Annotated in this window: 8 protein-coding genes; 7 read left to right on the forward strand and 1 reads right to left on the reverse strand. The window is 30.9% G+C overall.

All coding sequences use genetic code 11. The annotated features are described in order from the left end of the window. Positions 1-231 precede the first annotated feature (231 nt). From BS101_RS08885 to BS101_RS08905, 5 genes are all read left to right on the forward strand, one after another. The gene (locus tag BS101_RS08885) at positions 232-2007 is read left to right on the forward strand and encodes a methyl-accepting chemotaxis protein (RefSeq protein WP_083585674.1); all 1776 of its coding nucleotides are present in this window, start codon (positions 232-234) and stop codon (positions 2005-2007) included. A gap of 167 nt (positions 2008-2174) precedes the next feature. Beyond that, complete coding sequence (locus tag BS101_RS08890; RefSeq protein ID WP_073538501.1) at positions 2175-4256, forward strand: cell division protein FtsA; 2082 nt, start codon at positions 2175-2177, stop codon at positions 4254-4256. Between the two features lie 28 nt (positions 4257-4284). After that, positions 4285-5457 (forward strand): M20 metallopeptidase family protein, encoded by a 1173-nt coding sequence (locus BS101_RS08895; RefSeq protein WP_073538502.1) that lies wholly within the window; start codon positions 4285-4287, stop codon positions 5455-5457. Positions 5458-5700: 243 nt separating this feature from the next. Beyond that, complete coding sequence (locus BS101_RS08900) at positions 5701-6660, forward strand: RluA family pseudouridine synthase (RefSeq protein ID WP_073538503.1); 960 nt, start codon at positions 5701-5703, stop codon at positions 6658-6660. A gap of 43 nt (positions 6661-6703) precedes the next feature. Next, complete coding sequence (locus BS101_RS08905; RefSeq protein ID WP_073538504.1) at positions 6704-8329, forward strand: putative polysaccharide biosynthesis protein; 1626 nt, start codon at positions 6704-6706, stop codon at positions 8327-8329. Here the strand turns inward: BS101_RS08905 and spoVB are convergent. After that, the gene (gene spoVB, locus BS101_RS08910) at positions 8324-9655 is read right to left on the reverse strand and encodes a stage V sporulation protein B (protein WP_073538505.1); all 1332 of its coding nucleotides are present in this window, start codon (positions 9653-9655) and stop codon (positions 8324-8326) included. The two genes, BS101_RS08905 and spoVB, sit on opposite strands and share 6 nt — an antisense overlap. 194 nt (positions 9656-9849) lie before the next feature. Between spoVB and BS101_RS08915 the strand changes: the two genes are divergently transcribed. Together BS101_RS08915 and BS101_RS08920 are read left to right on the forward strand one after the other, a co-directional pair. Beyond that, positions 9850-11157, forward strand: coding sequence for a hypothetical protein (locus tag BS101_RS08915; protein ID WP_073538506.1), 1308 nt, complete (start codon positions 9850-9852; stop codon positions 11155-11157). A gap of 19 nt (positions 11158-11176) precedes the next feature. Next, positions 11177-11893 carry a zinc dependent phospholipase C family protein gene (locus tag BS101_RS08920; RefSeq protein WP_073538507.1) on the forward strand — a complete coding sequence of 239 codons (717 nt, stop codon included), beginning with the start codon at positions 11177-11179 and terminating at the stop codon, positions 11891-11893. The last annotated feature ends 42 nt before the right edge of the window (positions 11894-11935 follow it).

Raw genomic sequence — 11935 nt, forward strand, 5'->3', positions numbered from 1 at the left:
CGGATAAAAAGGTAAATATTAATACAGATTATTGAAAATATGCTAACTAGAGAGACTAGAGGCTGTATTTTATTATGTATAATAAGATACAGCCTCTTTAATATTAACTATATTTAAAAGTTTAACAAGATAAAGTATTTTTAAATTAAGTAACTAATGGATATATTAGTATATTTGAGTGGTTATTCATTTTGAAAAAGTTAAAATAATTTTATTGTGAGGTGAAATGTTATGAAATTTTTTGAAAAAGCTAAAACGGGGACAAAATTAATCTTAGAGCTTACTAATGTCATGAAATTTTTTAAAAGATCCAAGGTGAGAACAAAATTAATTTTACAATTTACTTTGGTTGCATTGTTTATAGCAATAGTCGGTATTATATCAATATTATCTTTAAAAATTGTGACAAATAATTCAGAGGATATGTATAATGTTGGAATACAAAGTGTTTTTGTATCAGATAACATAAAACAAAATCTGATACAAATTGAGAAAGACCTGTTAGAGTTAGTTTACGTAAGGGATGCTTCCCAAAAAACATATTTAAAAAATGACATTAAGACTATGAGTTCTAAAAATGAAAAGAATATTGCAACTCTTGAAAAACTTAAAATGAGTGCAAATGAAAAACAGATGTGGTTAGATTTCACTAAGCAACATCATCAGTATATTCTAATAAGGGAGAACATTATACAGTTTGTAGACAGTAATAATCTTGATGAAGCAGTAATACAATATGAGGTTATGGAAGAAGTAAATAATAACATTTTGAAGACTTTAGATAAATGTATTAATAATAGTATCAATAAAACAAATAATATAAATATAAAAAGTAATTCTATATACATAAGAAATAATATAATAATAGGTATATTAATGATAGCCTGTATATTGGCGGCAATAGCTCTTGGAATGTTTTCCTCGAGAAATATAAATAATTCTTTATCTAAAATAGAATCCTTTGCAGAAAGGCTTTCAAAATTTAATTTTTCCTTACCTATGAATGGGATAAAAGGAAATGATGAGTTTACCAAAACTGGAAAAGCCCTTAATATTGCCCAACAAAATATAAAAAATTTGATAAAATCACTTATAGAAAATGTACAAAAAGTTAATGTATCAAATGAAGAACTTTCTAGAGCAGTGAAAGAATTATCATTGAATTCACGGAATATAAATAATGCAGTAAAAGATATAACATTAGGTATACAGGAAACAACTTCTTCTTCAGTGCAGATAACTGCATCTATGGAGGAAGTTGATTCAAGTGTGAGTGAACTGGCAGGAAAAGCTACTGAAGGAAGTGGCAATGCCAATAAATCCAGAGAAAGAGCTTCTGAAGTCCAAATAAAAGGTGAAAGTGTTATATTAGAAGTTAAGAACTTATATGATGAAAAGAAAGATAGAATGGTACAAGCTATTGAAGAAGGTAAGGTAGTAGGTAATATAAAAGTAATGGCAGATACCATTGCAGATATAGCAGGACAGACTAATCTCCTCGCACTTAATGCAGCTATAGAAGCTGCCCGGGCAGGAGAACAGGGAAGGGGTTTTGCAGTAGTGGCAGAAGAGGTAAGAAATTTGGCAGAACAGTCAGGTAATGCAGTAACAAGCATAAAAGACACTATAGTGAAAGTTCAGAAGGCATTTAAAAATCTTTCTGATAATAGTGATGAAATATTAAAATTTATAAATGAAAATGTAAATCCTAGAATGGAACAGTTTGGTGAAATGGGAAGTCAATATTATAGTGATGCCAATTTTGTGAGTAAAATGTCTGAGGAAATAGCAGCTATGTCTGAGGAACTTAATGCTACTATAAATCAAGTTAGTGAAACAGTAAATAATATGGCTGAATCTGCACAGAAATCTTCTGAAAATACCAAATTAATAGAAGAAAGTATTCTTAAAAATACAGAATCCATAAGACAAATAGATTCAACTACAAAGGGGCAGGAGAAACTTGCACAGGATCTTAATGAAATAATACAGAAATTTCAAATATAATCTTTATTCGAAGAAGGTTCAGGTGCAGAAAAGTATTTCTCATAAGTAAATTTCACCTGAACCTTAGAAATCACTTGATTGAATGTTTAACCATATTATTATATAATTCTATTAGGCTCATATTGTTAAAATATGAGCCTAATAAGCATAGAAAAAGAGGTAATATTATGGAAAGTACTAATCTTAGTTCACAAGATATAATATTTTCATTGGATATAGGAACAAGATCTGTAATAGGCACTGTAGGGATATTAAAGGATAAAAAATTCCGTGTAGTAGCAGAGAGGTGCATAGAGCATGAAGAAAGGGCAATGGTTGATGGTCAAATACATGATGTGGCTCTTGTGGCAAATGTGGTAAATACCATAAAAAGTGAACTTGAAAAAGATTTAAGTATGAAAATAAAAGATGTGGCTATTGCCGCTGCAGGAAGGTTTCTTAGAACTATAGTAGTAAAGGAAGAAATAGAAGTAGATTATACAAGAGAGATAGATAGGAATATTATAAGAAGTTTGGAACTAACTACGGTAAAGTCTGCCGAAAAAAAAATAAATGAAAGTGTTAAGGGAAGATTGTACTGCGTAGGGTATAGTGTAAAGAACTATTATTTAAATGGATATGTTATAAGTAATCTGTTAAGTCATAAAGGAAATAATGTATCTGCAGAGGTTATAGCAACCTTTCTTCCAAGGTCTGTAATAGATAGTTTATATTCTGTTATGGAAAAGGTGGGTCTTAACGTTGTAAATTTAACTTTGGAACCTATTGCCGCCATGGAAGCTGCTGTTCCACAAAATTTAAGATTGTTAAATCTAGCTCTAATTGATATAGGAGCAGGAACTTCAGATATAGCATTAAGTAATAGGGATAGCATAAGTGCCTATGGCATGGTACCTGAGGCAGGAGATGAAATAACAGAAGTTATAGCTCAAAATTATTTAGTGGATTTTAATACTGCAGAAAGTATAAAGAGGCAGTGTGACAAGCATAAGAATATAACTTATACAGATGTGTTAGGTATAGAAAATGAAATATCATCAGAAGATGTAGTAAAACTTATAACTCCTACTGTGAAAAAAATAACAGATAAAATTGGAAGTAAAATAATAGAGTTAAATGGGGGTAAGCCTCCTAACGCTATTTTTTTGGTGGGAGGTGGGGCACATACTCCTAAATTAAAAGAGTTTTTAGCTAAAGGGCTGAATATACCGCTTAAGAGAATTGCCATGAAAGGAAGAGAAGCTGTGGTGGATTGTGTTTGTACAGATAATTCCTTAGGGAGCACGGGAGTTACAGTTTTAGGCATAGCCTTAATTTGCATAAAAAGGTTGGGACATGGTTTTATTGATATAATGTTAAATGGAAAGGTGGTAAGTCTTTTTGATTCCCATAGGCATACAGTTATGGACGCAATGCTGCATGCGGGTATAAATCCGGGTGTATTGATAGCAAAAAATGGGGATAACATAAGATTTACTTTAAATGGAATAAAAAGAGTTGCTTTTGGAACGTTGGCCTCTAGTGCGGAGATAACTGTAAATGGATTTTCCAAAAGTATAGATGAGGAAGTGAAGGAAGGGGATAACATAGAAATAAAATATGCTCTTAATGGAGAAGCAGCTTCACCTAAAATTAAGGATTATATAAAAAAAATATATTCTATAAGTTTTTTTATAAATGATATAATAGAAAATTTAGAACCTATTGCCTACATAAATAAGAATAAGGTAAGTTTAGAAAGTAATATAAATGAAGGAGATAACGTAGTGATAATTTTTCCAGAAACTTTGAGAGATTATGAAAAGTATTTTTCTCTTCATAATCAAGATAGTGAAAAATTTCTGTACTATTTAAATGGAAAGGAATTGGATAAAAATTATATAATAAATGAAGGAGATAGAATTTACAGAGTACTAAAAAATCAGGAAGAAAAAGAGCAAATTACAGGTAATATAGGGGAAAATTCAATAGAGGATAAAGTACATAAGATTACAAAAGAGAATAAGGAGAATTTTCAGCAAATAAATAAAATCAAAGAAGATAATAAAAAAGAAATAACTGTTACTGTAAATGGTAAGAATATAGTACTTAAAGAGAAAAAAGAGTATATATTTGTAGATATATTTAATTATGTGGAATTTGATTTAAGCAGGACAAAAGGAAAACTATACTTACATTTAAATGGGAACAATGCAGGATATTATGATAAGCTGTCTCAGGGAGATATAATAGAGCTTGGATGGGAATAGAGTCTTATAAATAATTGGAGGTAGAAATATGGATAGAGATTTTTTTAGTATGGCACAGTCTATAAAGAAGGAATTAATTGATATAAGAAGAGATCTTCATAGACATCCTGAACTAGGGTATGAAGAGGAAAGAACTTCTCTTAAAATAAAAGAATTCTTAAAAAAAATAGGTGTAGAATATATGGAAACTGCTAGTACAGGGGTTTGTGGAATAATAAGGGGAAAAGGAAATAAAACTATAGGTATAAGGGCTGATATAGATGCACTTCCTCTGAAAGATCATAAAAACTGCAGCTATTCTTCTAAAGTAAAAGGAAAGATGCATGCCTGCGGTCATGATGCACATACCACTATACTTTTAGGAACAGCTAAAGTTTTAAATAGCGTAAAGGACGAATTGAAAGGAACAGTAAAGTTGTTTTTTGAGCCTGCAGAGGAAACTACTGGAGGAGCTAAACTGATGGTAAAGGAAGGGGTGCTTGAAAATCCCAGAGTAGATAGGGTAATAGGACTTCATGTGGATGAAAATATAGAAGTGGGAAATATAGGCGTAAAATTGGGGGTGGTAAATGCAGCTTCTAATCCATTTACCATAAAAATTAAAGGAGTGGGAGCTCACGGTGCAAGACCCCATATGGGAGTCGATCCCATAGTTATAAGCAGCCATGTAATATTATCACTTCAAGAAATTATAAGCAGGGAACTTCCTCCAACTGATGCGGCAGTCATTACAGTAGGTTCCATACATGGAGGAACTGCTCAAAATATAATACCAGAAGAAGTTGTAATAGCTGGTACCATGAGAACTATGAGAACTGAACATAGGGAATATGTTAAAGAAAGACTCAGGGAGATAACCTCTGGTGTTGTAAATTCTATGAGAGGAAAGTATGAAATAGATATAGAAGAGAGCTATCCTTGTCTGTATAATGATGATGATGTAATTAAAGATATTTTAAAGGCAGCTTATAAGGAAATAGGAGAAGAACATGTAAAAATGCTGGAAAGTCCAAGTATGGGTGTGGAGAGTTTCGCTTATTTTTCTATGGAAAGGCCTTCTGCATTTTATTATTTAGGTTGTAGAAATGAAAGTAAAAATATAATATATCCAGCTCATGGAAGCTTATTTGATATAGATGAAGATTGCCTTCCTATTGGAGTTTCCATACAGTGCAGGGCAGCTTATGATTTTTTGAAATAAGCGGTATTGTTAATATGGTCAAATAGTATATTGGATAAATTATGCCTAAAGTTTTCATTGTAGATATGATTAAACTTTAGGTATATTTTTAAAAAATCTATCTGAAGGTATTCTTACATTACATATGAATTTTGATATAATAAATTTTATATATTGCTTTATGCAATAATAGTATTATATAATTAAATATTGTTGGTATAAAATTTCAAAATAAAAAATATTTAAGATACCAGGAGAGATAAGATGAAAGTAGAAATAGGAAGTAATGAATCAGGTCAGCGATTGGATAAATTTTTAAGAAAATGGCTTCAGGATGTACCTATAAGCGGCATATATAAGGCTATAAGAAAAGGCGATATTAAAGTAAATGGAAAAAAGACTAAAGAGAAGTATTTCCTTATGGATAAGGATATAGTAGAAGCTCAATATATAGTTTCAAAGGGGAAAAATTTTGAGTTTAATAAGGTAAACAGTAATTTTTTGAAGATAACCTATGAAGATGAAAATATGATTCTGGTGGAAAAGTGGCCGGGAGTATTAGTGCATTCAGATAAAAAGACTGATGATGTGACTTTAACAGATTATGTATTATCTCATTTATATGACAAGGGAGATTTTAAACCGGAAACAGAAGTTACCTTTACTCCTTCTCCCTGTAATAGGCTGGATAGAAATACTTCGGGTATAGTAATATATGGAAAAAACTATGAGTCGTTGAAATTGTTAAATGAAATAATAAGGGAGAGAAATATAAGAAAATATTACCAGGCATTGGTGAAGGGAAGAATAAATGAAGGTATTTATGAAGGATATATATTAAAAGATAGAAAAAATAATATTTCCAATGTATATGATTCACCTAAAAAGAATACGAAAAAAATATCTATGGATGTAAAAGTTCTTCATACCTGTGGTACCTATTCCTTAGTGGAATTGGAATTAATTACAGGTAGAAGTCATCAGTTAAGGACACATTTAGCACATTTAGGAAATCCTATAATAGGAGATACTAAATATGGCATATCTAAAATAAATAGTTTTTTTTATAACAAGTATGGATTAACCTATCAGTATTTATATGCCTATAAGGTAATTTTTAAGGATTGTACTGGAAAGTTAAGTTATATGAATAACAAAACTATATCAGAAAAGCTTCCACCTATATTTAAAAAGATAAAAAATGATATATTTAATAAATTTTAAATATTTATTGTTTTGCAAGTTTTTTGACAGGGAGTTTTAAATTATGAAAGAACAATCAACAACTAAAGGTTTTGCCATACTTTCTATGGCAGGAATGTTAGTAAAGGTATTATCTGTACTGTATATTCCTATATTGATGAAAATAATTGGAGAAGAGGGCTATGGATTATATGGCGCATCCTATCAGATATATGCCTTTATCTTTGTACTTGCCAATTCAGGCATACCTGTAGCTATATCAAAACTTATATCTGAACTTGCTGCAGTTGGAAATTATAGAGATGCAGTTAAAGCATTTAAGATAGCACGGTTTATTCTAGTAATCCTAGGTATAGTAATGGCCGCATTTCTTATGGTTTTTGCATTACCTTTAGCTAAAGCAACCCATTACAAAGAAGTGTATTTATCGCTTATAAATCTTGCCCCGGCTATATTATTTACCTCTATTGCTTCAGCATATAGGGGGTATTTTCAGGGACGGGGAAATATGACTCCTACTGCAGTATCCCAGGTAATAGAACAAATATTAAATACAATATTTACTCTTGTGTTTGCTGCATATTTAATGAGATATGGAGTGGAAGCAGGCTGTGCAGGAGGAACCATGGGAACATCTATAGGGGCTTTAGCCTCTGCAAGTTTTTTAATTATGTGCTATGGAAAAAATAACAAATTTAAAGCCCCGGAGGGTGCGCTGCAGGTAGACAATGCGAGACTTACTACCCGGGAACTTGTAAGGAAAATTATAACATATGGGCTGCCCATAACACTATGTGTAGGCATGACCTATGCTGGAAATATAGTTGATTTATGGAATACAAAAAAGAGGCTCATGGACGGAGGAATAAGTGAAATCGGAGCAACTATACTCTATGGTTATCTTACAAAATATCAACAGCTTTTAAATGTTCCAATCTCTATAATATCTTCACTATCCATGGCAATACTTCCTGCTATATCTGCAGCAGTGGCTATTAAGAATGGAAAGAAGATAAAAGATAATATAAATTATTCTTTAAGACTTTGTTTTTTAATTGCAATGCCCTGTGCAGTAGGACTTTCTGTTTTAAGTGGACCTGTATTTTCCATGCTTAAGTTTGGAAAAGGTTCTTATATTATGACCTGGGGTGCCATTGTGCTTGTACTTATGTCTATTATGCAAATTCAGACTACCATATTGCAGAGTATAGGAAAACTTTTTACTGCTACTTTTTATTCTATATTAGGTATAGCTATAAAAATATGTGTAAATTATTATCTGATTTCAATACCTGAAATAAACATATTGGGAGCGGTAGCAGGAAGCATTTTAGGATTTATTATACCTATAACCTTAAATCATAGAATTATTAAGAAATCCTTAGGAGTGAAGGTGAGTCTGATAAGTCATGCAGTTAGACCTGCACTGGCTTCTGCAGTGATGGGGGCCGTGGTGTTTTTTGTGTATTCCTCCATAAATTATATATCCCTGTTTATAAAATTTCAATATATATCAAATGCTCTTTCAACTGTAATATCTATACTAGTTGGAATGGCAACATATGCTATTGCATTAGTTCTGGTGGGAGGTATAGACAGCAGAGATATACAGTCAATGCCGGTTAGAGTAACTAAGTTGATGCCTAAATTTATATTGAGAAAAGTATTTTTAAAGAGAAAACTTCTATGAATGACCATAGAAGTTTTCCTTTATAATTTCATGCATATTTAAAATAAGAATAGTAAAATAGGTTATAATCAAACTTATACCGCATCCATATATGTTTATCCATGGAATGCCTGTAAGTATGTATATTAATACAAGTTCTATAACAGAAGAAATAAGGGAGTTTCTAAGTATTATATTTTGCTTTCCAATGCCATTTAAAATACCGAAAGTGGAAATGGAAACAAATACTACAGGAGCAGATAGTGCAGCAAATTTTATGTAGGAATCAAGATCATATCTTTTATAAAATAATTCTCCCAAATATCCAGACAGGGTAATACATAGTATCATAGTGGCAATGCCCAGAAAAAGAGATATCTTTATTATCTGAGACACCCTATGTTCTATGGCCCAATAATCTCTGTTATTCATTTTTTCAGATAAATCCGGAATCAGCACTATGGACATGGAATTTATAATGGTAATAGGCAGAAAGATTATATTAAGAGCCATACCGTCAAACTTACCTATCATGCTTAAGGCCAGGTTATATTCTATACCGGAGGCTACAAGTCTTCTTGGTACTATTAAAGTGGAAATTGCAGAAAGTGCTGTAGTTAAAAATCCATTCAGACAGAGGGGAAAAGATATAACAAGTACATTAAATAAAAGTTGTATTTTATCTTCATAGTAGGAAGAATTAAATTTTAGTCCTTTCTTTTTAATTCTATACATCATATATAAGATGGCAAAACTTATAAATTCTCCAATGGCTAAAGTCACATAGGCCGCAGTTACAGTACTCCTTATATCCTTCAAGGAAAATAAAGATATTATAATTACTATTAAGGCAATTCTTAAAAATTTTTCGGATATATCTATAATAGCTGGTATTTTTACCTGTGATATTCCATAAAAATAACCTTTAAGTATGGAAGAAAGGGCTATAAAAAATATACCGGGACACATAACTTGAATGGCGTGTATAGCTCTTGGATCCTTTATTATTTTTATTCCTATGTAAGGGGCATTTATAAATATTATACATACTATAAATGTAGCTAATACAGAGTTAAAGGTAAGAGATACATCTATAGAGTTGTTTAAATTATTAAAATCGTCTTTGCTAAAATATACAGCGGCTACTTTGGATAAGGCTGTTACCATACCTCCCGATAGTAGACATACAAATAAGTCGTATACAGGCATTATAAGCCCATAAAGCCCCATGCCCTCTGCACCTAATTTTCTGGATAATATTATAGAAAATATAAATGCAAATACAGAGGTGATTGAATTTGCAAAAATTAAAATAAGTGAACTTTTTAAAAATCGGTCTCTTTTCATAAAAACTCCTGTTTTTAAATTATAGTATTTTTAGATAGAATTATTTAATATTAATAATTATGATGATAACATGCAGTATATTCTTCTTAAATTAATAATTAAGAGGAAAGAATGATTTTTAAATACTCACTCATATGTGTGGATTTTTCTAATATATATTTAGTGATATATATATTTTAAGGAGAGTACTATATATGAAAAAGTTACTAAAATTTTTATCTATAATTGCAGTTGTAATTCTGTCAGGTAGTATGCTTAAATATTATTTCTATAAAACTCATTCAAAAATTAAAATTGAAATAAAAGATGTTACTTTAAGCTGTAACTTAAAATATAGAGGATTAAAAGGTGCGGTAGACTTTGCGAAGGATGAAAAAGGTAATTATTACATAGCCTATAAGAATAGGATACAAATTATAAAAAATCATGGAGAAAGTTATGATATATTGAAGGATTCGAATTTAAATATTTGCAGCCTGGATTATTATAAGGGGAATTTGTACTATTCCTCTGGAGATAAAGTATATGGATATTCTATAGAAGAGGATAAAAATTCCATACTTATAAATGGCATGCCAAATTATGGAGATTATAAAGATAGTTTGGTAAGGATAAGAAATGGATATATGTACATATCCATAGGAGCTGCAACCAATTCCGCAGTAGTAGGAGAGGATAATGTATGGGTAAAGAATAACCTTTATGCTCATGACGTTACTCCAGCAGATATAACCTTAAAAGGTATAAATTTTGGAAAAGAAAAGAGGGGAGCTTTTCAAAGCTATAATACCCAAAGTGTACAGGGGCAGATAGTTCCAAAACATTTTCCAGGGAATGCTTCTATTATAAGATATAACTTAACGAAGGGAAGCAGTGAAACTTTTGCATGGGGAATAAGAAATGTAAATGGAATGGATTTTACAAGTGAAGGTAAATTTATATGTACCCTAGGGGGAATGGAAAATAGAGGGAGCAGACCCGTTATAGGGGATACGGATTATATATATGAAATCAAGAAAGGGGTATGGTATGGGTGGCCAGATTACAGCGGGGGAGATCCTGTTACTTCGCCTAAATTTAAGAGTGTTAAAAATTCTCCTCTGCAATTTATACTGGCCATTCATCCAAATACCAATCCTCCGGCACCTTTATATCAGCATAAAACTGTAGGAACTATGGGTACACTTGCTGTAGATAGAGAAGGAGTTTTATCCCTAAAAAATTGTATATTTTTTTGGGATAAGTCAGATAGTATAATATACAGTTTTAGGGGAATAGGATCGCCTATGGAGGAAATTAAGTTTAACGATAAAACTAATATTTCAAGTATGAGAATATTTAACAAAGAATTATTGGCACTTGACGAAAATAAGGGTTATTTATATAGTATAAACAAAGGCAAAATTGATGAACACATAAAATCGGACAGAAACATTTACCCATATATAATCTTTGTATCAATACTATGTGTTATATTAATTTTAAAAATTCAAATTCAGTAATGAGGAGATTATTTTTTAAATGAAGCATGAAATTGAGAAAACCTATGGAAATGCTGTAAAGAGAATATTTTTTGCAGTAAATCCCATTAAGAAAAAACTTATGAAAACCAATTGTACCGTTCATAAATTCATAATGATACAATCCATTGCAATATTACAAAATGATGGATACCAGGAGGAATATAATTTTTTTAGGAAATATATAAAAGCTTTAAATGCAGGAGTAACCTGGGCGGATCAGGACTTTAAGAGTTCCAATCATTTCTATCATGTAAACAGAGAAAAAGGATTATATGGATTTTCAGATGCACTGACAGAATGTAGAAAATATTATAGTCAGTCCTTACAGCTTTTTAATATTGGTCAAATAGAAAAAGCTTTATTTTATTTCGGTGCATCCTGCCACCTTGTTCAGGATGTCACAGTTCCACATCATGTGAATAATAGGCTTTTAAACAGTCATAGAAAGTTTGAACTCTGGATAATAAGCAGACTTATGACAGATTATTCTTTCATAGCAGAAGATGGAGTTATAATATATGAAAATCTGGAAGATTTTATAAAAAATAATGCTATAATGGCAAATAGTATTTATATAAAAAATAGCAATATAGAGTCTATAAATGAAAAGTATGGTAAAATAGCTTCAGTTATTTTAAAAGAAGCTCAGAGGACTACCGCAGGCTTTATGATTAAATACTATGAAAAAGTAAAAAACTTTAAAATTCTCCCATAAAAGGGAGGATTTTTTATATTTTTCAAGAACATATATAGTGAG

Source organism: Clostridium kluyveri (assembly GCF_001902295.1).
GTDB classification, from domain to species: domain Bacteria; phylum Bacillota; class Clostridia; order Clostridiales; family Clostridiaceae; genus Clostridium_B; species Clostridium_B kluyveri_B.

What these genes read in the sequence shown, in the direction of transcription:
- BS101_RS08885 (WP_083585674.1), top strand. Translation starts at nt 232, where the DNA reads ATGAAATTTTTTGAAAAAGCTAAAACGGGGACAAAATTAATCTTAGAG.
- BS101_RS08890 (WP_073538501.1), top strand. Translation starts at nt 2,175, where the DNA reads ATGGAAAGTACTAATCTTAGTTCACAAGATATAATATTTTCATTGGAT.
- BS101_RS08895 (WP_073538502.1), top strand. Translation starts at nt 4,285, where the DNA reads ATGGATAGAGATTTTTTTAGTATGGCACAGTCTATAAAGAAGGAATTA.
- BS101_RS08900 (WP_073538503.1), top strand. Translation starts at nt 5,701, where the DNA reads ATGAAAGTAGAAATAGGAAGTAATGAATCAGGTCAGCGATTGGATAAA.
- BS101_RS08905 (WP_073538504.1), top strand. Translation starts at nt 6,704, where the DNA reads ATGAAAGAACAATCAACAACTAAAGGTTTTGCCATACTTTCTATGGCA.
- spoVB (WP_073538505.1), bottom strand. Translation starts at nt 9,655, where the DNA reads ATGAAAAGAGACCGATTTTTAAAAAGTTCACTTATTTTAATTTTTGCA.
- BS101_RS08915 (WP_073538506.1), top strand. Translation starts at nt 9,850, where the DNA reads ATGAAAAAGTTACTAAAATTTTTATCTATAATTGCAGTTGTAATTCTG.
- BS101_RS08920 (WP_073538507.1), top strand. Translation starts at nt 11,177, where the DNA reads ATGAAGCATGAAATTGAGAAAACCTATGGAAATGCTGTAAAGAGAATA.